The following is a 23488-nucleotide window of genomic DNA, read 5'->3' on the forward strand; positions in this document are numbered from 1 at the left end:
TTTTCAAAAGTGAGCCGCCGTCAGGGCGGAACCCTAAGTGGCCGTTACCACAGAAACGGATATGTACTCGGTCTGATCCAACACCCCAGTCGGCCCAAAGGCAGCCATCGGGGGCAAGCCCCCTCCCACACTTGACCGAGCAAGACTTTAAATCTGCTCCTGCAACCGCCCACCCTCGATCCGCACATGCCTTTCATGGAAGCGCTTGAGACTGCTGCGGTGGCCGACGCTGACGATGCTCAACCCCGGCAGTTCATCGATCAGCGCCTGATACAACGTTGCCTCATCCTCCTCATCCATGGCCGAGGTCGCTTCGTCCATGTACAGCCACTGCGGCGCGAACAATAACGCACGGGCAAAGGCCAGGCGCTGTTGCTCGCCAGGCGAGAGCATGCGCTGCCAGTGATTGGCTTCATCCAGGCGACCCACCAGATGCGGCAGGCGGCAGGTTTCCAGGACCTGTGCATAACGCTCTGCCGGATAGACGCTGTCGTCCTGTGGATAACTCAGCACGGCCTTGAGCGTGCCAATCGGTAAATACGGCTTCTGCGGCAGAAACAGATAGCGCGTCGCCGGCAGGCGAATGCTGCCATGGCCGGCCGGCCACAGATGTCCCATCGCCCGCAGCAAGGTGCTCTTGCCGCTGCCGGAACGCCCGCTGAGCATCACTCGCTGGCCAGGCTCCACGGTCATGTCGGCGTCGGTGAGCAAGTGACGGCCGTCGGCCAGGTCCATGCCCAGATTCTTGATCACCAGGTGTTCGCCTTCAGGGCGCACATCGATGGCCGGGGCACGCTGCTCGTTGTCGCTCATGGCCTGCTGGAAACTCAGCAGACGGTCACTGGTAGCGCGCCACGACGCCAGTTCTGAGTAGGCGTTGATAAACCAACTGAAGTTCTCCTGCACATTGCCGAACGCCGAGTTGATTTGCATCAGCTCGCCCAGTTCGATCTTGCCGGTGAAGTAGCGCGGCGCGGCGACGATAAACGGGAAGATAATCGCGATCTGGCTGTAGCCGGCGGTAAAGAAGGTCAGGCGCTTGGACACTTTCATGATGTCCCAGAAGTTGTGCCAGACCTTGCCGAAGCGCGTGCTCAGGCGTTGCTTTTCATTCGGTTCGCCGTTGTACAGCGCGATGCTTTCGGCATTTTCACGTACCCGTACCATGGAGAAACGCAAATCCGCTTCGAAGCGCTGTTGCTGGTTGCTCAAGCCGATCAGGCGACGCCCGATCAAGTGCGTCAGCCAACTGCCCACGGCGGCGTACAGCAGCGCGCACCAGAACATGTAGCCGGGAATGGTGAGGCCGAACACCTCGATGCTGCCCGACACGCCCCACAGGATGATCGAGAACGACACCAGGCTGACCACGTTGCGCAGCAGTCCCAGGCCCAGGCTCAAGGTGCTGGAGGTGAACGTATTGAGGTCTTCGGAAATCCGCTGGTCCGGGTTATCGGTGTAGCCGCCCTGCTCCAGCTGGTAGTAGTTCTTGTGGGCGAGCCAGCGTGCGAAGTGCTGTTCGGTCAGCCAGGCACGCCAGCGGATGGTGAGCATCTGGGTCAGGTACAGGCGGTACACCGCGCCCAGGATCGCCACAGCCGCGATACCGCCGAAGTAAACGATCAATTGCCAGAAAGCAGCCGTGTCCTTCTTCTCCAGCGCGTTGTAGAAATCCTTGTACCAGTGGTTGATCCACACCGAGATCGCCACGCTGAACAGCGACAAAGCAATTACGGCGGCCAGCAGCAACCAGGCCCTGCCCTTCTCTTCACTGCGCCAATACGGCGTGATCATGGCCCAGGTTCGGCGGAAGAATTGCCCGCGCACCGCATCGTTGACCGCGGAATATTCAGCGTTCTGATTCATTGTTCAGGCTCGGTAGGAAAACATCACAGGCGTTTGAACCGATCATAGGTGATCGGTTCGTGCATCCGTGCAGCCTGAAGCGGGTTGTTCAGTCGCCGTTCAGCGTCGCACCGGGCGCTTCTGCAACTTACGCTGCAAGGTACGTCGGTGCATGCCCAACGCGCGAGCGGTGGCGGAGATATTACCTTCGTGCTCGGTCAGTACACGCTGGATGTGCTCCCACTGCAGGCGGTCCACCGACATGGGGTTTTCCGGAACCAGGGTATCGAGGTCGGCGTGCTCGGACAGCAGCGCGGCGAGCACGTCATCGGCATCCGCCGGCTTGCACAGGTAGTTGCAGGCGCCACGCTTGATGGCTTCGACGGCAGTGGCGATGCTGGAATAGCCGGTGAGGATCACCACGCGCATTTCCGGGTCGAGCTCGAGCAGCTTGGGCAACAGCACCAGGCCCGAGTCGCCGTCCATTTTCAGGTCGAGCGCGGCGTAGTCCGGCAGGTCGGCCTGGGCGATGGTCAGGCCTTCTTCGGCCGAGCCTGCGGTGCTGACGCGAAAGCCGCGACGGCTCATGGCACGCGCCATCACGCGGGTAAAGGTGGCGTCATCATCTACCAGCAACAAATGCGGCAGTTCTTCGCCTTCGACTTGGATCTCGTCACTCATCGATATCTCCTCGTGCGACACGGGGCAGGCGCAGCTCGGTGAGCGTACCGCCTTCCTCATGACTATAGAGCTTCACTGAGCCGCCCGCGCGGGTCACGCTGGCCTTGCTCAAAAACAGGCCGAGGCCGAAACCTTTGCCCTTGGTGGTAAAAAACGGTTTGCCGATCTGCTCGGCAATGGCCAGCGGCACGCCCGCGCCGTGGTCACGAATGCTGATGGTGACGTTTTCCGCGTCCCAGTCCAACTGCACGCCCAGGCCTTCAGGGCAAGCGTCGGCGGCATTGTTCAACAGGTTGAGCAAGGCCTGGGTGAGATCCGGCGGCGGCGCCATGCGCGGTACGCTGCCCTGGCCCAACAGGCTGAAACGGTAACTGGCTTCGGGGCGCATCAGGTGCCAGCGGTTCAGGGCTTCGTCGAGCCACTGGGTGACATCCTGCATCTCGACCGCCAGACGCCGATTGGCTTCGGCGGCGCGTACCAGTTGCTGCAGGGTCAACTTGCACTGCTTGACCTGTTCCTGCAGCACGCTGAGATCATCCTGCAACGCCGGGTCGTGATGGTCCTGGGTCATTTCCTTGAGCAGCACGCTCATGGTCGCCAGCGGCGTGCCCAGCTCATGGGCGGCACCTGCCGCCTGCGTGGCGACCGCCAGCAATTGCTGGTCGCGCAGGCCTTCTTCACGGCGAATCGCGCGCAGCTCTTCCTGACGGCGCAACTCTTCGGCCATGCGCGCGGCAAAAAACGTGATAACGGCGGCGGACAAGGCAAAGCTGAGCCACATCCCGTAGATCTGCAGATTTTCCCGAGCGATCGGAAAGGTCTGCAGTGGATAGAACTGCGCCAGCAGCAGCGTGTACAGCGTCAGCGCGATGCCCGACAGCACCACCGAATAGCGCCACGGCAAGGTCACGGCGGCAATGGTCAGCGGCACCAGGTAATAAGACACAAACGGGTTGGTGGAACCGCCGGAGAAGTACAGCAACACACTGTGGATAAACAGGTCGCAGGCCAATTGCAGCGCGTATTCCAACTCGGTGACCGGCCAAGTGGTGCGCAAGCGGATGGCGGTAAACGCACACAGCACGCTGGAAAAGCCGAGGGTCACGGCCAGTTGCAGCCAGGGCAGCGGCAGCAGGTCGAACCAATAGGCGAGCCCGACGGAACCGGCCTGTGCGGCCAATACCAACGTGCGGATGAACGTCAGGCGCCAGAGGTTCTGGCGGGTGGCGGAAGTCAGTTTTACGGCGGCGAGCATGAGCTCTCCCGATGAGCGCTGCAGGCGGATCGGCACGAGTATAAACGAAGCAGACCCGCCGGCACGGCGCGTGTGGCTCTTTGACGCAGGCGGGGGCAGATGACCGTTCGTCGGCGCCGTCACAACATGTAGGGAATATGTAAACCCGAAGAACCCGGCGCCACCGTCTACAGTCATACCGAACACGACAATCCCAAGGAGCTTTCATGTCCCGTTTCATTCGCAGTGCCGCTGTCCTCACCCTCGGCGCAAGCGCCCTGGCCAGCCTGCCGGCCATGGCCGCCGATGAACTGCATTACAACCAGATCTCCCTGCGCGCCGAAGTCAGCCAGGAAGTGGCGCGCGACAAGATGATCGTGACCCTCTACACCGAATCGCAGAACGCCGACCCGGCCAAGCTTGCCGCTGAAATCACCACCACCATGAACACCGCCCTGGGCCAGGCCCGCGAAGTCAAGGCCGTGACCCTGCGCCAGGGCAGCCGCAACAGCTACCCGATCTACGACAGCAAGAACCAGAAAATCACCGGCTGGCGTGAACGCGCCGAACTGCGCCTGGAAAGCGCGGACTTCCCGGCGTTGTCCAAACTCACCGGCGAGCTGTTGAACACCCTGAAAATGGACAGCATGGACTTCGCCATCGCTGACAGCACGCGCAAGGCCAGCGAAGATGCGATGCTCAAAGACGCAGTGGCAGCGTTCAAGGCCCGTGCGCAACTGGCTACCGATGCACTCGGCGGCAAGGGTTACAAAATCGTCAACCTGAATTTCAACACCAACGGCTACCCGATGCCCTACGCGCGCGGCGCCATGATGATGAAAGCGGCGATGGCCGATTCGGCGCCCACGCCTGAAGTGGAAGCCGGCACCAGCCAGGTCAACATGAGCGCAGACGGCGTGATTGAAGTGCAGATGCAGTGACCCCTACCTGACAACCCTGAACGGCGGTAACCTCGGTGACCGCCGTTTTCATTTGCGCAGCTTTTACAGGGTTGCGATTTCAGGGGTCTCCATGGACAGAATTGCCTTCAAACCGCTCCTCCTTGCCGCAGGCCTCCTGGCCTTTATGCCGCTGGCTCACGCCTCCACCACCCTGGTCTACTGCTCCGAAGCCAGCCCCGCCGGCTTCGATCCCAGCCAATACACCAGCGGCACCGACTTTGACGCCTCCGCCGAAACCGTGTTCAACCGCCTCACCCAGTTCAAGCGTGGCGGCACCGAAGTCGAGCCCGGCCTCGCCACCCGCTGGGATGTGTCCGAAGACGGCCTCACCTACACCTTCCACTTACGTGATGGCGTCAAGTTTCACACCACCGACTTCTTCACCCCGACCCGCGACTTCAACGCCGATGATGTGGTGTTTACCTTCACACGCCTGCTGGATGCCGAGAGCCCGTTTCGCAAGGCCTACCCCTCCGAATCGCCCTACTTTACCGACATGGGCCTGAACACCACGATCAAAAGCGTCGACAAACTCGACGACCACACCGTGCGCTTCAACCTGAATAACGTCGATGCCTCGTTCGTGCAGAACCTGGCCATGAGTTTCGCCTCGGTGCAATCGGCCGAGTACGCCGCCCAGCTCCTCAAGCAAGGCAAGGCCGAGGACATCAATCAGAAACCGGTGGGCACCGGACCGTTCGTGTTCAAGCGCTACCAGAAAGACGCGCAGATCCGCTACGTCGCCAATAAACAGTATTGGAAGCCCGAGGACGTGAAACTCGACAACCTGGTCTTCGCCATTACCCCGGACGCCGCCGCGCGCCTGCAGAAACTCAAGGCCGGCGAATGCCAGGTCAGCGGCTACCCACGCCCCGCCGACATCGAGGTGATGAAACAGGACCCTGACTTGCGCGTGCTGCAGCAGGCCGGCTTCAACCTGGGTTTCCTGGCCTACAACGTTACCCATCCGCCACTGGACCAGCTCAAAGTGCGCCAGGCCCTGGATATGGCCATCGACAAGCCTGCAATCATCAAGGCGGTTTATCAGGGCGCCGGACAATTGGCGCAGAACGCACTGCCACCGGCGCAGTGGTCTTATGACCCGGCGATCAAGGATGCACCGTACGACCCGACCAAGGCCCGGGCGCTACTAAAAGAAGCAGGGGTTGCACCTGGTACCACCATCGATCTTTGGGCGATGACCGTGCAACGCGCCTCCAACCCGAACGCGCGCATGTCCGCACAAATGATCCAGCAGGACTGGGCCAAGGTCGGCATCAAGGCCAATATCGTCAGCTATGAGTGGGGCGAATACATCAAGCGCGCCAAAAATGGTGAACACGACGCGATGATTTATGGCTGGACCGGCGACAACGGCGACCCCGATAACTGGCTCGGCGTGCTCTACAGTTGTGCCGCAGTCAAGGGCAGCAACTACGCCAAATGGTGTAACCCGGCCTATGACAAGCTGGTGCAGCAGGCCAAGGTCAGCAACGACCGCGAACAGCGCATCAAGTGGTATCAACAGGCACAACAAATCCTTAAGGAACAAGTACCTATAACGCCTATTGCGAACTCGACGGTTTTCCAGCCAATGCGCAAGCAAGTGCGCGACTTCAAGATCAGCCCGTTCGGGCTGACACCGTTCTACGGTGTGAGTCTAGATAAGTAACAACAACGCCCCAATCGAGTGCACTAGACGCCTCGATTGGGCTTTTGCGGTGCGCCCGACGCACCGAAAAAAACCGCCAAACGGACACATTTATGTCGAAACTTTCATAAATGCGACATTCTTGTACGCCCGTCCCACTGTTTGGTGCTTGCAACCGTTCAACATCTTGCAATGGGTATGGCGCCTGCATAAGTATCCGCAGGCCGACTCACGAGGTCGCCCTCACCACCAAAAATGACAACAAATCATGAGGCCAACATGCTTAAACACGCAGTCCTTCCGTTATTAGTGAGCGCTGGCCTTATGGCCGCAGCCCCATTTGCCCAAGCGGCAACTAACCTGGTGTTCTGCTCCGAAGGGAGCCCGGCCGGTTTTGACCCAGGCCAGTACACCACCGGAACAGACTTCGATGCCTCGGCCGAAACCATGTTCAACCGCCTGAGCCAGTTCGAACGCGGCGGCACCGCCGTGGTGCCTGGCCTCGCCACCAGCTGGGACGTGTCCCCGGACGGCCTGACGTATACCTTCCACCTGCGCGAAGGCGTCAAGTTCCACACCACCCCGTACTTCAAGCCGACTCGTGAATTTTCGGCCGACGACGTCCTGTTCACGTTCAACCGGATGATCAATAAAGACGATCCATTCCGTAAGGCCTACCCCACCGAGTTCCCGTACTTCACGGACATGGGGATGGACACCAACATCAAGAACATCGAGAAAATCGATGACCACACCGTCAAGTTCACCCTTGGCACCGTGGACGCCGCGTTCATTCAGAACATGGCAATGAGCTTCGCCTCGATCCAATCCGCCGAATACGCCGCGCAATTGTTGAAGGAAGGCAAACCTGCCGACATCAACCAGAAGCCGGTCGGCACCGGTCCGTTCGTGTTCAAGAGCTACCAGAAAGACTCGAACATTCGCTACACCGGCAACAAGGACTACTGGAAACCTGAAGACGTGAAGATCGATAACCTGATCTTCGCCATCACCACTGACCCGTCGGTGCGTATCCAGAAGCTCAAGAAAAACGAATGCCAGGTCACCCTGTTCCCGCGTCCGGCCGACCTCAAGGCGCTGGGTGAAGACAAGGACCTGAAACTGCCGCACCAGGCCGGTTTCAACCTGGGCTACGTGGCCTACAACGTGATGGACAAGGTCAAGGGCAGCGATCAGCCAAACCCGCTGGCAGACCTGCGCGTACGCCAGGCGCTGGACATGTCGGTGAACAAGCAGCAGATCATCGACTCGGTGTACCAGGGTGCCGGTCAATTGGCCGTCAACGCCATGCCGCCGACCCAATGGTCCTACGACACCACCATCAAGGACGCCGCCTACAATCCCGAGAAAGCCAAGGCGCTGCTCAAGGAAGCCGGCATCAAGGAAGGCACCGAGATCGTGCTGTGGGCCATGCCGGTTCAGCGTCCGTACAACCCGAACGCCAAACTGATGGCTGAGATGCTGCAGAACGACTGGTCCAAGATCGGCTTGAAGGTCAAGATCACCAGCTACGAGTGGGGCGAGTACATCAAGCGCTCCAAGGGCGGCGAGAACCAGGCCATGATCATTGGCTGGAGCGGCGACAATGGTGACCCGGACAACTGGCTGAACGTGCTGTTCGGCTGCGACTCGCTGTCGGGCAACAACTTCTCCAAGTGGTGCGACAAGAAATTCGACGGCATCGTGAAACAAGCCAAGGCCACATCGGATGTCGCCAAACGCACCGAGCTGTACAAGCAGGCGCAACATGTACTCAAAGACGCAGTTCCGATGACACCTATCGCGCACTCGACGGTGTATCAACCCATGCGCAACACCGTGCAGGACTTCAAGATCAGCCCGTTTGGCTTGAACTCCTTCTACGGCGTGAGCGTAAGCGGCAAGTAAGGATCAATAGCGGCGACGTTTCACAACGTCGCCGTTATTTCATCCGCCTAGATCGTAGGAAACAGACCACATTTTAAGCGCCGCCGTCCTACAGTAATGAACTGCGCTTCATGTCTCCGTTACCTACAAGGCCAGTCCGATTTGGCGCATTTACTGTGAAGTCCGCGACCCATAACGTCGTAGGACGGCAGAGGCCCCAATTTGAGAAAGGTACTCGCTGTGTGTGGGATCAGTGATGTCTCCCTGGCTGTGGCCAGTGGGACCGCTCGCTGTTGATAACTACAAACAAGGATCGGGATCGTCATGCGCCATACCACCGTTCTATCCGCACTGTTTGCCACCAGCCTTCTGGCCGTGGCCACAACGGCTGAAGCCGCCGACAAGAAGAGCCTGGTGTTCTGCTCCGAGGGCAGCCCGGCAGGCTTTGACACCGCGCAATACACCACCGCCACCGACAACGACGCTGCAGAGCCGTTGTACAACCGCCTGGTCGAGTTCGAAAAGGGTGCAACTGACGTCGTGCCCGGGCTGGCCACCAACTGGGATATTTCCGAAGACGGACTGACCTACACGTTTCACCTGCGTGGAGGGGTGAAGTTCCACAGCAACAAGGAGTTCAAGCCGACGCGCGACTTCAACGCCGACGACGTGCTGTTCACCTTCAACCGCATGCTTGACCCCGACCATCCGTTTCGCAAGGCCTACCCTACCGAGTTCCCCTACTTCAACGGGATGAGCCTGAACAAGAACATCGCCAAGGTCGAAAAAACCGACCCGCACACCGTGGTGATCACCTTGAACACGGTCGACGCCGCGTTCGTGCAAAACATCGCCATGAGCTTCGCCGCGATCCTCTCCGCCGAGTATGCCGAGCAGTTGCTCAAGGAAGGCAAACCCAGCGATATCAACCAGAAGCCGATCGGCACCGGCCCGTTTGTGTTCCAGCGTTACCAGAAAGACTCGCAGATTCGCTACGTGGCGAACAAACAGTACTGGGACCCGAGCCGGGTCAAGCTCGACCAACTGATCTTCGCCATCAACACCGACGCTTCGGTGCGCGTGCAGAAGCTCAAGGCCGGCGAATGCCAGATCACCCTGCACCCGCGCCCTGCCGATGTCGACGCGCTCAAGGCCGACCCGAACCTGCAACTGCTGACCAAGCCGGGCTTCAACCTCGGCTACATCGCCTACAACGTGCGCCACAAGCCGTTCGACCAGCTTGAAGTGCGCCAGGCGCTGGACATGGCGGTGAACAAGCAGAGCATCCTCAACGCCGTCTACCAGGGTGCGGGACAACTGGCCGTCAACGCCATGCCGCCGACCCAGTGGTCCTACGACGACAGCATCAAGGACGCCGCCTACAACCCGGAAAAAGCCAAGGAACTGCTCAAGGCCGCCGGCGTGAAGGAAGGCACCGAGATCACCCTCTGGGCGATGCCGGTACAACGTCCGTACAACCCCAACGCCAAGCTGATGGCTGAAATGCTGCAGAACGATTGGGCCAAGATCGGCCTGAAAGTGAAGATCGTCAGCTACGAATGGGGCGAATACATCAAGCGCACCAAGAACGGTGAGCATGATGTCAGCCTGATCGGCTGGACCGGCGACAACGGTGACCCGGACAACTGGCTGGGCACCCTCTACAGCTGCGACGCCATCGGCGGGAACAACTACTCCATGTGGTGTGACCCGGCGTACGACAAGCTGATCAAGCAAGCCAAGGTCGTCACCGACCGTGAACAAAGGACTGTTCTGTACAAACAGGCACAGCAACTGCTCAAGCAGCAGGTGCCGATCACGCCAGTCGCCCACTCGACGGTCAACCAGCCGTTAAGCGCCAAAGTCGAAGGCTTCAAAGTGAGCCCCTTCGGCCGCAACGTGTTCTCGGGCGTCAGTATCACCCCATAAGAAAAAATAACCGGATTGCGCAGGGCGATGTTGGCCCTGCGGCAAACGTGCAGGCTTTTGTTGGGAATTTTCCTACGCCAAACGTTTGCAATAGCTTGAACGAGTTACACACCCAATAGCCGGTTCACCTAAAAAGACCGGCATAAAAAAGAGAACCAAAGGAGCTTCACCCATGAAACTGAGCAGCAAAGCGCTTCTGGCCCTGGCCATCAGCAGCATCACGGCCACCGCCTACGCTGAAACCCAGAGCCAGGACTTCGTTCCTACCACTCTGGCCGGCACCAGCGCCCAAAGCGAGGCCAAGGGCTTCATCGAAGATTTCAGCCTGGGCGGCACCACGCGTAACTGGTACTCCCATGAAAGCAAATACCGTGGGGGCACCTTCTCGTACCAGAAGCATGGTGAAACCCGTACCGACCGCAACCGTACCAACTGGGTGCAGGGCACCATCCTCAACGCCAGCTCGGGTTTCACCCAGGGCACTGTCGGCGTCAAGACCGAAGTGGCGGTGTACAACGCGCTGGTCCTGGACCGCAGCAAGCGTGATATCAAGGGCGGCTCCAACCGCACCCTGGCCGACTCCAACGGTGATGCCGTCGACCAGTGGAGCAAACTGGGCCTGGCCAACGTGCAGTTCCGCGTGTCCAACACCACACTGACCGCCGGTCGCCAGAACTTCAGCAGCGGCATCGTCGACACCATCGGCAACCGTGCGCTGCCTTCAAGCTTCCAGGGTGTGAGCTTCAACAGCGCAGAGTTCAGCAACCTGTCGTTCCAGGGCGGCATTTTCGATCGCGTTTCCCCGCGTACCGAACAGAGCCTGTCGAAATTCCGCAGCGAATACGGCAATGGCGCGGAAACCGACAAGGTCTCCACCCTGGGTGTGAACTACCAGCCGCTGAAAAGCCTGAAGACCAGCTTCTTCGCCGCCAACGTGAAGGACTTCTGGAACCAGTACTACTTCGGCGCGACCCACGAACTGGGCGACGCTCAGCAACTGGGCCTGACCACCGGCTTCAACTACTACAAGACGGTCGATGAAGGCAAAAAAGAGATGGGGGAAATCGACAACGATACCTTCTCCCTGTCCCTTGGCCTGACTCACCAGGCCCACAGCCTGACCTTCGGCTACCAGCAAGTGAACGGTAACGAGTACTTCGACTACCTGCACGAAACCAACGGCATCTACCTGGCCAACTCCCTGACGTCTGACTTCAACGGCCCGAACGAGAAATCGTTCCAGATCGCCTACGCCATCAACATGGCCGAATACGGCGTGCCAGGCCTGAAGTTCAACGCCTACTCGGCCCGCGGCTGGGGCATCGACGGTACCCACTACACCGGCAACAATGGTCGCGCCAAGTTCGCCTACGACGGTATCCAGTCCCAGGACGGCGAGAAGCACCAGGAATACGGTGTAGGCGCCTCTTACGCCCTGCAGAGCGGCCCGCTCAAAGCCACTACCGTGCGCGCAACCTACGTTGAGCACCGTGGCAGCGAGTTCCAGTCCGACGGCAGCATCAAAGAGTTCCGTCTGGTCACCACCATCCCGTTCAACATTCTTTAATTAGCGCCAGGTAAGCGGCGGGCTCAGGACGAGCCCGCCGTCTTCGCGTTTCTGGCTCCATCGATTGCAGAGGGCTCTGAATGAAAATGCTCCCGTTACAAGCTGCCATGGCCGCTGCGCTGTTGAGCGTGGCGATCGGCGTTTCGGCCAAACCGCTGGTGGTCTGCACCGAAGCCAGCCCGGAAGGTTTTGACCCGGTCCTGTACACCACCGCCGTGACCGCTGACGCCGCAGCCGAAACCATGTTCAACCGCCTGGTGGACTTCAAGCCCGGCACCACCGAAGTGGTCCCGGCGCTGGCCAAGGACCTGCCGGAAATCAGTGCCGATGGCCTGACCTACACGTTCCACCTGCGTGACGATATCAAGTTCCACACCACCGACTATTTCAAACCCACGCGCAACCTGAACGCCGACGACGTGCTTTGGAGCTTCCAGCGCCAGCTGGACCCGAATCACCCGTGGCATAAAAAGTCGCTCGTAGGCTACCCGTACTTCGAAAGCATGGGCTTCAAGGAACTGCTCAAGAGCGTAGAGAAGACCGATGATCACACCGTCGTCTTTACCCTGACCCGTCCTGAAGCACCGTTCCTGGCCGACCTGGGCATGGCATTCTCTTCAATCCACTCCAAGGAATACGCCGACCAGTTGCTCAAGTCCGGCAAGACCGATGACCTCAACGCCAAGCCCATCGGCACTGGCCCGTTCATCTTCATCCGTTATCAAAAAGATGCTCAGGCGCGCTTCAAGGCCAACCCTGAGTACTTTCGCGGCAAACCGGCAGTTGATCCGTTGATCCTGGCGATCAGCACCGATAACAACGTGCGCCTGCAGAAGCTCAAGGCCAACGAATGTCAGATCGCGCTGTTCCCCAAGCCGGATGATATTCCGAGCATCAAGAAAGACCCGAACCTGAAAGTTGACGAACTGGCGGCGATGACCACCAGTTACACCGCGATGAACACCACCCACAAATACATGAGCGATGCCCGGGTACGTCATGCGATCAACATCGCGTTCGACAAGGCAGGCTACACCGAAGCCCTGTTCGGCAAAGGCAATGCGGTAGTAGGCACCGGCCCTTATCCACCGACCTTGCTGGGTTTCAACGAAAAACTGAAAAACCCGCCGCGTGACCTGGACAAGGCCCGCGCCCTGCTCAAGGAAGCCGGCGTACCGGAAGGCACCGAATTCACCCTGTTCACCCGCAACGGCGGCGGCCCGACCAACCCCAATCCAATGCTCGGCGCCCAGCGCATGCAGGCGGATCTGGCGCAGATTGGCCTGAAGGTCAATATCAAAGTCATGGAATGGGGCGAAATGCTCAAGCGCGCTAAAAACGGCGAGCACGACATGGTTTCGGCTGGCTGGGTCGGCGATAACGGTGACCCGGACAACTTCCTCACACCCAACCTGAGTTGCGATGCGGCGAAAAACGGCGAAAACTACGCACGCTGGTGTAACAAAGAGTTTCAGGACTTGATCGACAAGGCCCGTGCAGAAAAGGAACCGGCCTCACGGGCTGCGCTCTATGAACAAGCACAGGATGTTTTCGAGAAGGACCAGCCATGGCTTCCAATGGCTTATCCGAAACTGTTCACCGCCATGCGCAAGAACGTAGAAGGCTTCACCCAAAGCCCTCTGGGTACAAATAACTTCGCCACCACCCAGGTGAAGTAAATAAGAAAAACGCTCGGCGCCGTCGACCCTGACGGCGCCGAACCTGCCTAACCGGCTGATTGAGGTATACACCAAGATGTTTAGTTTTATTGCCCGCCGACTGGGGTTATTGATCCCCACGTTCTTCGGCATCACGTTGCTGACCTTTGCGTTGATTCGCATGATTCCAGGCGACCCCGTAGAAGTCATGATGGGCGAGCGTCGGGTTGACCCCGAAATGCATGCCCAGGCAATGGAACGCCTTGGCTTGAACAAGCCGTTGTATGCGCAATACCTGGACTATGTGGGCAAACTTGCCCAGGGCGACCTTGGCGAATCCCTGCGCACCCGCACCAGCGTGTGGACCGAGTTCACCGCACTCTTTCCGGCGACCCTGGAACTGTCCATGGCCGCCCTGTTGTTCGCCGGTATCCTGGGCCTGCTGGCCGGGGTGATCGCGGCACTCAAGCGAGGATCGCTGTTCGACCACGGGGTGATGGGCATTTCCCTGGCGGGCTATTCGATGCCGATCTTCTGGTGGGGCCTGATCCTGATCATGTTCTTCTCGGTGAGCCTGGGCTGGACCCCGGTTTCCGGGCGTATCGACCTGCTCTACGACATCGAGCCGCGCACCGGCTTCATGCTCATCGACACGCTGCTGGCCGACGAGCCGGACGCGTTCTGGGACGCCTTGCACCACTTGATCCTGCCGGCCATCGTGCTGGGCACCATCCCGCTGGCGGTGATCGCGCGCATGACCCGCTCGTCGATGCTCGAAGTGCTGCGTGAGGACTACATCCGCACCGCCAAGGCCAAGGGCCTGTCGCCGGCGCGTGTGGTGTTCGTGCACGGCCTGCGCAACGCACTGATCCCGGTGCTGACCGTGGTCGGCCTGCAAGTCGGCACGCTGCTGGCCGGTGCGGTACTGACCGAAACCATCTTCTCGTGGCCCGGCATCGGCAAATGGCTGATCGAAGCCATTGGCGCGCGGGACTACCCGGTGGTGCAGAACGGCATTCTGCTGATCGCCTGCCTGGTGATCCTGGTGAACTTCGTGGTGGATATCCTCTACGGCTTCGCCAACCCACGCATCCGTCACCAGCGCTGAGATCATGACCATGACTACCTCTACTCCAGTGTCAGCAGTCGATCAGAGCCTGCTGTACCCGTCCCCGTACAAAGAATTCTGGCAAGCCTTCTCCAAGAACAAAGGCGCGGTCGCCGGCCTGTTGTTCATGCTGCTGATCGTGTTCTGCGCGATCTTCGCACCCTGGGTTGCACCGCATAACCCGAGCGAGCAATACCGCGACTTCCTGCTCACCCCACCCGCGTGGCTGGAAGGCGGGCAGATGCAGTTTCTGCTCGGCACCGACGAACTGGGCCGCGACCTGCTCTCGCGCCTGATCCAGGGTTCGCGCCTGTCGCTGCTGATCGGCTTGTCGTCGGTGGTGATGTCGCTGATCCCCGGCATCCTGCTGGGCCTGTTCGCCGGGTTCTTCCCGCGCCTGCTCGGCCCGACCATCATGCGTTTGATGGACATCATGCTGGCCCTGCCTTCGCTGCTGCTGGCGGTGGCGATTGTCGCCATCCTCGGCCCTGGCCTGATCAACACCGTGATCGCGATCGCCATCGTGTCGCTGCCGTCCTACGTGCGTCTGACCCGCGCTGCGGTGATGGGCGAACTGAACCGCGACTACGTGACAGCGGCGCGCCTGGCCGGTGCCGGCCTGCCACGCCTGATGTTCGTCACCGTGCTGCCCAACTGCATGGCGCCGCTGATCGTACAGGCGACCCTGAGCTTTTCCTCGGCGATTCTCGATGCCGCGGCCCTGGGCTTCCTGGGCCTTGGCGTACAACCGCCAACGCCTGAGTGGGGCACCATGCTGGCTTCGGCCCGTGACTACATCGAACGCGCCTGGTGGGTAGTGAGCTTGCCTGGCTTGACCATTTTGCTCAGCGTGCTGGCAATCAACTTGATGGGTGACGGCCTGCGCGACGCGCTGGACCCGAAACTCAAGAACGCCGCCTGAGGAGATTCCCATGTCACTGTTAGAAATCAAGAATCTCAACGTGCGCTTCGGCGACAAGACCGCCGTACCGGTGGTCGATGGCCTCGACATTACCGTCGACAAAGGCGAAGTCCTGGCAATCGTTGGCGAGTCGGGCTCGGGTAAATCCGTGACCATGATGGCGCTGATGGGCCTGATCGAGCATCCCGGCATCGTCACCGCCGACGCGCTGAACTTCGACGGCAAGGACATGCTCAAGCTGAGCAACCGCCAGCGCCGCCAGATCGTCGGCAAAGACCTGGCCATGGTGTTCCAGGACCCGATGACCGCGCTGAACCCCAGCTATACCGTGGGTTTCCAGATTGAAGAAGTGCTGCGCCTGCACCTGAAAATGTCCGGCCGGCAAGCGCGCAAGCGGGCCATCGAACTGCTGGAAAAAGTTGAAATCCCGGGCGCCGCCAGCCGTATGGATGCCTACCCGCACCAACTGTCCGGCGGCATGAGCCAACGCGTGGCCATCGCCATGGCGATTGCCGGCGAGCCGAAACTGCTGATCGCCGACGAACCGACCACCGCCCTGGACGTGACCATCCAGGCGCAGATCATGGACCTGCTGCTGGCCCTGCAGAAAGAACAGAACATGGGCCTGGTGCTGATCACCCACGACCTCGCGGTCGTGGCTGAAACCGCCCAGCGCGTGTGCGTGATGTACGCAGGCCAGGCCGTGGAGGTCGGCCAAGTGCCGCAACTGTTCGACATCCCGGCGCACCCGTACAGCGAAGCGCTGCTCAAGGCGATTCCGGAACACAGCCTGGGCGCCACGCGGCTGGCCACGCTGCCCGGCATCGTGCCGGGCCGCTATGACCGCCCGCAGGGTTGCCTGCTGTCGCCGCGTTGCCCGTACGTGCAGGAAAACTGCCGCACCCAGCGCCCGAGCCTTGATCCGAAAACCAACAGCCTTGCACGCTGCTTCTACCCCTTGAACCAGGAGGTGGCGTAATGGCCGTCGTTCTTACCGCCCGCGACCTGACCCGTCACTACGAAGTGTCCCGTGGCCTGTTCAAGGGCCACGCCACGGTGCGTGCCCTTAACGGTGTGTCCTTCGAACTCGAAGCCGGCAAGACCCTCGCTGTGGTAGGCGAGTCGGGTTGCGGCAAGTCCACCCTGGCCCGCGCCCTCACGCTGATCGAGGAGCCGTCTTCGGGCTCGCTTAAAATCGCCGGCCAGGAAGTCGCCGGTGCCGACAAGGCCCAGCGCAAGCAGTTGCGCAAAGACGTGCAGATGGTGTTCCAGAGCCCGTACGCTTCTTTGAACCCACGCCAGAAGGTCGGCGATCAGCTCGGTGAGCCGCTGCTGATCAACACCAACCTGTCCGCCGCCGAACGCCGCGAAAAAGTGCAGGCGATGATGAAGCAAGTGGGCCTGCGTCCCGAGCATTATCAGCGCTACCCGCACATGTTCTCCGGTGGCCAGCGCCAGCGTATCGCCCTGGCCCGGGCGATGATGCTGCAACCCAAAGTGCTGGTGGCGGATGAGCCGACCTCGGCGCTGGACGTGTCGATCCAGGCCCAGGTGCTCAACCTGTTCATGGATTTGCAGCAGGAATTCAACACCGCCTACGTGTTCATCTCCCACAACCTGGCGGTGGTGCAACACGTCGCCGACGACGTGATGGTGATGTACCTCGGCCGCCCGGTGGAAGTGGGCCCCAAGGAAGACATTTACGCCCGTCCGCTGCACCCGTACACCCAGGCACTGCTGTCGGCCACCCCGACCATTCACCCGGACCCGAGCAAGCCGAAGATCAAGATCGTCGGCGAACTGCCCAACCCGCTGAACCCGCCACCAGGCTGCGCGTTTCACAAGCGCTGCCCGTACGCGACAGCGCGCTGCAGCACCGAGGAGCCGCTGTTGCGGCCGTTGGATAATCGCCAGGTGGCTTGCCACTATGCGGAGCAGTTCGTCGCCTGAGCGATCGGGACGCAGAGCGTCCCAGGCGGCATTCCCACGCGGAGCGTGGGAACGATCAGTGATGCGGCGTCAGTGAGTTCTACAGCCCTTCCCGTCAGGTTGCGCATCAGCCTGGCGGGAGGGGCTTCTTTTTGGGTTGGCGCCGCGTCTCAGGTTTCGCCGTCATCAAAGGTCACACTGTCTTCGCCTTCGTTGATCGGGTTTTCCGGATCTTTAACGTCTGTGGGCTGGGGCTGCGGTTTCCAGCTGCCGGAATTGACCTCGTTGGCCTTTCTCTTGGTGACAGGGCCGGTGTCCTTCCATTGGGGCGTGCCATCGACGGCCAGTGCCGGGAGCGTCGTCAGCCCCGGGCCTGCCAGTAGCATCAGACAAATAGCGTATCGAACATTTCGCACGGAGGTCTCCTTCGCAGTCAATGTGTGAACGCTAGACCCGATGCAGGGTTCTCGCCAATCTCCAGCCTTATAGAGGGCAAAATGTGGGAGGGGGCTTGCCCCCGATAGCAGTGGGTCAGGACATTACATGTCACTGATAAACCGCCATCGGGGGCAAGCCCCCTCCCACATTTGATTGTATTTCACAGCCAAAAAAAGGGCGAAGCCATGACAGCTTCGCCCTTCTGTGTACCGCACAGACCTTAATGGTGTTCGCGGGTCGCCCGGAACTTCACATCCGGCCAACGCTCTTCCATCAGCGCCAGGTTGACCCGCGTCGGGGCCAGGTAGGTCAGGTGACCACCGCCATCCACCGCCAGGTTTTCCACGGCCTTGTTGGAGAACTCTTCCAGTTTTTTCTTATCGCTGCACTCGATCCAGCGCGCCGAATACACGGTGATCGGCTCGTAGGAGCATTCCACCTTGTATTCCTCTTTCAAGCGGCTGGCGACCACATCGAACTGCAGCACACCGACGGCACCAAGGATGATGTCGTTGCTGCGCTCGGGGAAGAACACCTGGGTGGCGCCTTCTTCAGCCAATTGCTGCAAGCCCTGGCGCAGTTGCTTGGATTTCAGCGGGTCGCGCAGGCGTACGCGGCGGAACAGTTCCGGTGCGAAGTGCGGGATACCGGTGAAGCCCAGCGCTTCGCCTTCGGTGAAGGTGTCGCCGATCTGGATGGTGCCGTGGTTGTGCAGGCCGATGATGTCGCCGGCGTAGGCTTCTTCGAGCTGTTCACGCTCGGAGGAGAAGAACGTCAGCGCGTCGCCGATGCGTACGTCCTTGCCGGTGCGCACATGGCGCATCTTCATGCCCTTTTCGTAGCGGCCGGAGCAGATACGCATGAAGGCGATACGGTCGCGGTGCTTGGGGTCCATGTTCGCCTGGATCTTGAACACGAAGCCGGTGAATTTCTCTTCGACCGGTTCCACCGTGCGCTCGTTGGCGACCCGGGCCAGAGGCTTGGGTGCCCAATTCACCACGGCGTCGAGCACGTGGTCGACACCGAAGTTGCCCAGGGCAGTGCCGAAGAACACCGGGGTCAACTGACCGTCGAGGAATTCCTGCTGGTTGAACTCGTGGCAGGCGCCCTGCACCAGTTCCAGCTGGTCGACAAAACGGTCGTACTCGTCGCCCAGGTGGGCGCGGGCTTCGTCGGAGTCGAGCTTTTCGATGATTTTCACATCGGTGCGCTCATGCCCGTGGCCGGCGGTGTAGACGATGATGTAGTCATCGGCCAGGTGATACACGCCTTTGAAATCGCGGTAGCAACCAATCGGCCAGGTGATCGGCGCGGCCTTGATCTTCAGGACGGCTTCGATTTCATCCAGCAGCTCGATGGGATCGCGGATATCGCGGTCGAGTTTGTTGATGAAGCTGACAATCGGTGTGTCGCGCAGACGGCAAACGTCCATCAGCGCAATGGTGCGCGGCTCGACGCCCTTACCGCCGTCGAGGACCATCAATGCCGAGTCCACCGCAGTAAGGGTGCGGTAGGTGTCTTCGGAGAAGTCTTCGTGGCCCGGGGTGTCGAGCAGGTTGACCATGTGGTCGCGATACGGGAACTGCATGACCGACGTGGTAATGGAAATACCCCGTTGCTTTTCCATTTCCATCCAGTCGGATGTCGCATGGCGGTCGGATTTACGCGATTTCACCGTGCCGGCCACCGCGATTGCCTTGCCCATCAGCAGCAGCTTTTCGGTGATGGTGGTTTTACCGGCATCGGGGTGGGAAATAATGGCGAAAGTGCGGCGTTTCGCGACTTCGGCGGCCTGGTGGGTCATGGGAAATCGCCTGGCAGGTGAGTCAAAAAAGGGCGGCGAGTATAGCGCAAACGCGAGGGTCCGGACCACCGTTGAGCCCATTGGGGGTGGCTAAATGCTCCCAAGTGTGGAACCTTTTAAAAGGTAGAGACGTCCACTCCCCTGCTTACGCACTCGGAACAGGGGCTGGAAAATCAGCAAGTTAGCCTGACGAGGCTGCGCTTATGGCTCGAACTCATGCCGCTTTTGACGGCATTGGCGAGCTGCATTTCGCGATCATATTTCGCTGACAGCCAGCAATGGCTTGCCACGCGGGAATGTGTTCGTCGACAGAAGAAAAAAGGAGTCCGCCTGTGGCTATTCGCTATGGCAAAGGGCTTATGGGAGCAGCGGTTGTCGTCGCGCTCCTGGCCCTGCTGGTCCACTGGATCGGCATCAACACGATCGAACTGTACCGCGACGATTTATTGTTTTACCTGCAAGCTCATTTGATTCTCGTCCTGGTCTCCATGCTGGCCGCCCTGATTGTGGGGATACCCGCCGGTATCCTGCTCAGTCGACCGAACATGGTCGGGCGCGCAGAACGCTTCATGCAGATTTTCAACATCGGCAACACCGTCCCTCCCCTGGCCGTACTGGCCATCGCCCTCGGCGTCCTCGGCATCGGCAGCGGCCCGGCCATCTTCGCGTTGTTTCTCGCCTCTCTCCTGCCCATCGTGCGCAACACCTACGAAGGCCTGAAAAATGTGCAGGGCTCACTCAAGGAAGCCGCCACCGGCATTGGCATGACGCCACGCCAGGTGCTGTTTCGCGTGGAATTGCCCAACGCCGTGCCGATCATCATCGGTGGCGTGCGGGTGGCCCTGGCGATCAACGTCGGCACCGCGCCACTGGCGTTCCTGATCGGTGCCAACAGCCTGGGCAGCCTGATCTTCCCGGGCATCGCCCTGAACAACCAGCCGCAACTGCTGCTCGGCGCCGCCTGCACCGCGCTGCTCGCATTGCTGCTTGATGGCCTGGTGACCATGGCCAGCCGCCTCTGGCTGGAACGCGGGCTGCGCCCGTCTTAACGCCAGGTAAGGAATCGAGATGAAAAAACTAAGCTTGATATTAGGCTGCTTCCTGCTGCTTGCAGGTATTGCGCAAGCCGCTGAAAAACCGGTGATTCGCATCGGCGCCCGGGTGTTCACCGAACAGACCCTGCTGGCCGAAATCACTTCCCAGTACCTGCGCAGCAAGGGCTACGACGCCCGCGTGACCGGCGGCCTGGGCAGCAACCTGGCGAGAAGCGCCCAGGAAAGCGGGCAACTGGATCTGATCTGGGAATACACCGGCGTGTCGCTGGTGGCCTACAACCATATCGACGAGAAGCTCGACAGCGAACAGTCCTACGCGCGGGTAAAGGAACTCGACGCGAAAAAGGGCCTGGTCTGGCTGTCGCCGTCGCGCTTCAGCAACACCTACGCCCTGGCGTTGCCCGAGAAAGTGGCTCAGGAACACCCCGAGATCAACAGCATCAGCGATCTCACCAAAGCCATGGCCGAAGACGCCAAGGATCACCGCCTGGTCGCCCTGGACACCGAGTTCGCCAACCGCTCCGACGGCCTGGCAGGCATGGTCAAGCTGTACGACATGAACCTGACGCGCAAGAACACTCGGCAGATGGACGCAGGCCTGGTCTACACCGCGTTGCGTAATGGCCAAGTGTTTGCCGGCCTGGTCTACACCACCGACGGTCGCCTGAACGCGTTCAAGTTGAAGCTGCTCGAGGACGACAAGCACTACTTCCCGGACTACACCGCCGCCCCGGTGATCCGCCAGGACTACCTCGACAAGCACCCGCAACTGGCCGCCGAGCTCAAGCCTTTGGCCACGCTGTTCGACGACCAAACCATGCGCCAGCTCAATGCGCGAGTCGACGTCGACCATGAAAGCCCGTCCGCCGTTGCCGCCGATTTCCTGCGCCAACATCCAATCAACTAACGAGGAGAAGACATGGAATTTTTGAACGCCTTTTCCCATCTTGATTGGGCCCAGGTCCTGCACCTGACCTGGCAGCACATCACCCTGGTCGGTATCGCTGTGATTCTCGCGATTGTCGTCGGTGTGCCCCTGGGCGTGCTGATGACCCGCTACCCGACCCTCGCGGGCCCCTTGCAAGCCAGCGCCACGGTATTGCTCACGGTGCCCTCCATCGCCCTGTTCGGCCTGCTGCTGCCGTTCTACTCCAAGTTCGGCCAGGGCCTGGGGCCAATGCCGGCGATCACCGCCGTGTTCCTCTACTCCCTGTTGCCGATCATGCGTAACACCTACCTGGCGCTCACCGGTGTCGAGCCGGGCATCCGTGAGGCCGCCAAAGGCATCGGCATGACCTTCGGCCAGCGCCTGCGCATGGTCGAACTGCCGATTGCCGTGCCGGTGATCCTCGCCGGTGTGCGCACCGCCGTGGTGATGAACATCGGTGTGATGACCATCGCCGCCACCATCGGCGCCGGTGGCCTGGGTGTACTTATTCTGGCTTCCATCAGCCGCAGCGACATGTCGATGCTGATTGTCGGCGCCGTGCTGGTCAGTCTCCTGGCCATCTTCGCCGACCTGCTTCTGCAATGGCTGCAACGCTCGCTGACTCCAAAAGGATTGCTCAAATGATCGAACTTCAAAACCTGTCCAAGACTTTTCAAAGCAACGGCAAGACTGTCACCGCCGTCAACGATGTAAGCCTGACCGTCAACGAAGGCGAAATTTGCGTATTCCTCGGCCCGTCGGGCTGCGGCAAGAGTACGACGCTGAAGATGATCAACCGTCTGATCAAGCCTTCTTCGGGCAAGATCCTGATCAACGGCGAAGACACCACCGACCTGGACGAAGTGACCCTGCGTCGCAACATCGGCTATGTGATCCAGCAGATCGGCCTGTTCCCGAACATGACCATCGAAGAAAATATCGTGGTGGTGCCCAAGCTGCTCGGCTGGGACAAGCAGAAATGCCACGACCGCGCCCGCGAACTGATGAGCATGATCAAGCTCGAACCCAAGCAGTACCTGCACCGCTACCCGCGTGAATTGTCGGGTGGCCAGCAGCAGCGCATCGGCGTGATTCGAGCCCTGGCGGCCGATGCGCCGTTGCTGCTGATGGATGAACCGTTCGGCGCGGTCGACCCGATCAACCGCGAGATGATCCAGAACGAGTTCTTCGAAATGCAGCGTGCGCTGAACAAGACCGTGATCATGGTCAGCCACGACATCGACGAGGCCATCAAGCTGGGCGACAAGATTGCGATCTTCCGGGCCGGCAAGCTGCTGCAGATCGACCATCCCGATACGCTGCTGGCGCACCCGGCGGACGAGTTCGTCAGCAACTTCGTCGGCCAGGACAGTACCCTCAAGCGCCTGTTGCTGGTCAAGGCCGAAGACGCGGCGGACAACGCGCCGTCGGTGAGCCCGGAAACTCCGGTGGCCGATGCGCTGGAACTGATGGACGAGCACGACCGCCGCTATGTGGTGGTCACCTGCGCCGAGAACAAGGCGCTGGGCTATGTACGCCGTCGCGACCTGCACCGCCAGACCGGTACCTGCGGCCAATACCTGCGCGAGTTCAACGCCACGGCGGCGTATGACGAGCATTTGCGCATCCTGCTCTCGCGCATGTACGAGTTCAACCGTTCATGGTTGCCGGTGATGGATGCCGAGCGGGTGTTCCTGGGCGAGGTGACCCAGGAGTCGATTGCCGAGTACCTGAGTTCCGGCAAGTCCCGTGGCGGCAAGACCAGTATCGTCTCGCCGGCCGAGACCGCCCTGGCCTGACCTGACCTGACACCCTGGGGGGCAAATGTGGGAGGGGGCTTGCCCCCGATGGCGGCCTCTGGGCCGACCAGGATGTTGGATCAGATCGAGT

At 60.4% G+C, this 23488-nt stretch carries 19 protein-coding genes; 14 read left to right on the top strand and 5 right to left on the bottom strand.

What is annotated here, in order from left to right; genetic code table 11:
- Positions 1-147 precede the first annotated feature (147 nt).
- The 3 genes from BFP90_RS08940 to BFP90_RS08950 form a co-directional block, all read right to left on the bottom strand.
- A complete protein-coding gene (locus BFP90_RS08940; RefSeq protein WP_065896485.1) occupies positions 148-1866 on the bottom strand; it encodes an ABC transporter ATP-binding protein/permease in 1719 nt (572 codons plus the stop codon).
- 99 nt (positions 1867-1965) lie between these two features.
- Positions 1966-2526 carry a response regulator transcription factor gene (locus tag BFP90_RS08945; RefSeq protein ID WP_003171731.1) on the bottom strand — a complete coding sequence of 187 codons (561 nt, stop codon included), beginning with the start codon at positions 2524-2526 and terminating at the stop codon, positions 1966-1968.
- On the bottom strand, positions 2519-3781 hold the full coding sequence (locus tag BFP90_RS08950; RefSeq protein ID WP_065893639.1) for an ATP-binding protein: 1263 nt from the start codon (positions 3779-3781) through the stop codon (positions 2519-2521). The genes BFP90_RS08945 and BFP90_RS08950 overlap by 8 nt, the downstream gene beginning before the upstream one ends.
- A gap of 206 nt (positions 3782-3987) precedes the next feature.
- Between BFP90_RS08950 and BFP90_RS08955 the strand changes: the two genes are divergently transcribed.
- The 10 genes from BFP90_RS08955 (at position 3988) to BFP90_RS09000 (ending at position 17394) form a co-directional block, all read left to right on the top strand.
- Entirely contained in the window at positions 3988-4701 is a 714-nt protein-coding gene (locus BFP90_RS08955) for an SIMPL domain-containing protein (protein WP_065893640.1), read from the top strand.
- A gap of 91 nt (positions 4702-4792) precedes the next feature.
- Positions 4793-6394 carry an ABC transporter substrate-binding protein gene (locus BFP90_RS08960; RefSeq protein WP_065893641.1) on the top strand — a complete coding sequence of 534 codons (1602 nt, stop codon included), beginning with the start codon at positions 4793-4795 and terminating at the stop codon, positions 6392-6394.
- Positions 6395-6652: 258 nt separating this feature from the next.
- Positions 6653-8281, top strand: a complete 1629-nt coding sequence (locus tag BFP90_RS08965) for an ABC transporter substrate-binding protein (RefSeq protein ID WP_065883656.1) — start codon at positions 6653-6655, stop codon at positions 8279-8281.
- 303 nt (positions 8282-8584) lie between these two features.
- Entirely contained in the window at positions 8585-10189 is a 1605-nt protein-coding gene (locus BFP90_RS08970) for an ABC transporter substrate-binding protein (protein WP_065896486.1), read from the top strand.
- Between the two features lie 172 nt (positions 10190-10361).
- Positions 10362-11756, top strand: coding sequence for an OprD family outer membrane porin (locus tag BFP90_RS08975; RefSeq protein ID WP_065883650.1), 1395 nt, complete (start codon positions 10362-10364; stop codon positions 11754-11756).
- Positions 11757-11836: 80 nt separating this feature from the next.
- A complete protein-coding gene (locus tag BFP90_RS08980) occupies positions 11837-13435 on the top strand; it encodes an ABC transporter substrate-binding protein (protein ID WP_065896487.1) in 1599 nt (532 codons plus the stop codon).
- A 76-nt stretch (positions 13436-13511) separates the two neighbouring features.
- Entirely contained in the window at positions 13512-14522 is a 1011-nt protein-coding gene (locus BFP90_RS08985; protein WP_003171721.1) for an ABC transporter permease subunit, read from the top strand.
- Between the two features lie 10 nt (positions 14523-14532).
- A complete protein-coding gene (locus BFP90_RS08990) occupies positions 14533-15444 on the top strand; it encodes an ABC transporter permease subunit (RefSeq protein ID WP_065883645.1) in 912 nt (303 codons plus the stop codon).
- A 10-nt stretch (positions 15445-15454) separates the two neighbouring features.
- Complete coding sequence (locus BFP90_RS08995; protein WP_065883643.1) at positions 15455-16423, top strand: ABC transporter ATP-binding protein; 969 nt, start codon at positions 15455-15457, stop codon at positions 16421-16423.
- Complete coding sequence (locus BFP90_RS09000) at positions 16423-17394, top strand: peptide ABC transporter ATP-binding protein (protein ID WP_065893643.1); 972 nt, start codon at positions 16423-16425, stop codon at positions 17392-17394. The genes BFP90_RS08995 and BFP90_RS09000 overlap by 1 nt, the downstream gene beginning before the upstream one ends.
- A gap of 149 nt (positions 17395-17543) precedes the next feature.
- Here BFP90_RS09000 and BFP90_RS09005 read toward each other — a convergent pair whose 3' ends face one another.
- Positions 17544-17789, bottom strand: a complete 246-nt coding sequence (locus BFP90_RS09005; protein WP_065883640.1) for a hypothetical protein — start codon at positions 17787-17789, stop codon at positions 17544-17546.
- Positions 17790-18031: 242 nt separating this feature from the next.
- Positions 18032-19615, bottom strand: coding sequence for a peptide chain release factor 3 (locus BFP90_RS09010; protein WP_065883636.1), 1584 nt, complete (start codon positions 19613-19615; stop codon positions 18032-18034).
- A 296-nt stretch (positions 19616-19911) separates the two neighbouring features.
- Between BFP90_RS09010 and BFP90_RS09015 the strand changes: the two genes are divergently transcribed.
- From BFP90_RS09015 to BFP90_RS09030, 4 genes are read left to right on the top strand one after another with little or no spacing between them, the layout of a single operon-like run.
- Positions 19912-20664, top strand: coding sequence for an ABC transporter permease (locus tag BFP90_RS09015; RefSeq protein ID WP_370671691.1), 753 nt, complete (start codon positions 19912-19914; stop codon positions 20662-20664).
- A gap of 19 nt (positions 20665-20683) precedes the next feature.
- The gene (locus BFP90_RS09020; RefSeq protein ID WP_065893644.1) at positions 20684-21577 is read left to right on the top strand and encodes a glycine betaine ABC transporter substrate-binding protein; all 894 of its coding nucleotides are present in this window, start codon (positions 20684-20686) and stop codon (positions 21575-21577) included.
- Between the two features lie 12 nt (positions 21578-21589).
- A complete protein-coding gene (locus BFP90_RS09025; protein ID WP_057726112.1) occupies positions 21590-22243 on the top strand; it encodes an ABC transporter permease in 654 nt (217 codons plus the stop codon).
- Complete coding sequence (locus tag BFP90_RS09030; RefSeq protein ID WP_005784718.1) at positions 22240-23397, top strand: osmoprotectant ABC transporter ATP-binding protein OsmV; 1158 nt, start codon at positions 22240-22242, stop codon at positions 23395-23397. Before BFP90_RS09025 ends, BFP90_RS09030 begins: the two co-directional genes overlap by 4 nt.
- The last annotated feature ends 91 nt before the right edge of the window (positions 23398-23488 follow it).

Origin of the sequence: Pseudomonas sp. 24 E 13, assembly GCF_900004715.1 — a bacterium.
Classification (GTDB): domain Bacteria; phylum Pseudomonadota; class Gammaproteobacteria; order Pseudomonadales; family Pseudomonadaceae; genus Aquipseudomonas; species Aquipseudomonas orientalis_A.

Coding starts and splice junctions, on each gene's coding strand:
- BFP90_RS08940 (WP_065896485.1), bottom strand. CDS start 1,866: ATGAATCAGAACGCTGAATATTCCGCGGTCAACGATGCGGTGCGCGGG.
- BFP90_RS08945 (WP_003171731.1), bottom strand. CDS start 2,526: ATGAGTGACGAGATCCAAGTCGAAGGCGAAGAACTGCCGCATTTGTTG.
- BFP90_RS08950 (WP_065893639.1), bottom strand. CDS start 3,781: ATGCTCGCCGCCGTAAAACTGACTTCCGCCACCCGCCAGAACCTCTGG.
- BFP90_RS08955 (WP_065893640.1), top strand. CDS start 3,988: ATGTCCCGTTTCATTCGCAGTGCCGCTGTCCTCACCCTCGGCGCAAGC.
- BFP90_RS08960 (WP_065893641.1), top strand. CDS start 4,793: ATGGACAGAATTGCCTTCAAACCGCTCCTCCTTGCCGCAGGCCTCCTG.
- BFP90_RS08965 (WP_065883656.1), top strand. CDS start 6,653: ATGCTTAAACACGCAGTCCTTCCGTTATTAGTGAGCGCTGGCCTTATG.
- BFP90_RS08970 (WP_065896486.1), top strand. CDS start 8,585: ATGCGCCATACCACCGTTCTATCCGCACTGTTTGCCACCAGCCTTCTG.
- BFP90_RS08975 (WP_065883650.1), top strand. CDS start 10,362: ATGAAACTGAGCAGCAAAGCGCTTCTGGCCCTGGCCATCAGCAGCATC.
- BFP90_RS08980 (WP_065896487.1), top strand. CDS start 11,837: ATGAAAATGCTCCCGTTACAAGCTGCCATGGCCGCTGCGCTGTTGAGC.
- BFP90_RS08985 (WP_003171721.1), top strand. CDS start 13,512: ATGTTTAGTTTTATTGCCCGCCGACTGGGGTTATTGATCCCCACGTTC.
- BFP90_RS08990 (WP_065883645.1), top strand. CDS start 14,533: ATGACTACCTCTACTCCAGTGTCAGCAGTCGATCAGAGCCTGCTGTAC.
- BFP90_RS08995 (WP_065883643.1), top strand. CDS start 15,455: ATGTCACTGTTAGAAATCAAGAATCTCAACGTGCGCTTCGGCGACAAG.
- BFP90_RS09000 (WP_065893643.1), top strand. CDS start 16,423: ATGGCCGTCGTTCTTACCGCCCGCGACCTGACCCGTCACTACGAAGTG.
- BFP90_RS09010 (WP_065883636.1), bottom strand. CDS start 19,615: ATGACCCACCAGGCCGCCGAAGTCGCGAAACGCCGCACTTTCGCCATT.
- BFP90_RS09015 (WP_370671691.1), top strand. CDS start 19,912: ATGTGTTCGTCGACAGAAGAAAAAAGGAGTCCGCCTGTGGCTATTCGC.
- BFP90_RS09020 (WP_065893644.1), top strand. CDS start 20,684: ATGAAAAAACTAAGCTTGATATTAGGCTGCTTCCTGCTGCTTGCAGGT.
- BFP90_RS09025 (WP_057726112.1), top strand. CDS start 21,590: ATGGAATTTTTGAACGCCTTTTCCCATCTTGATTGGGCCCAGGTCCTG.
- BFP90_RS09030 (WP_005784718.1), top strand. CDS start 22,240: ATGATCGAACTTCAAAACCTGTCCAAGACTTTTCAAAGCAACGGCAAG.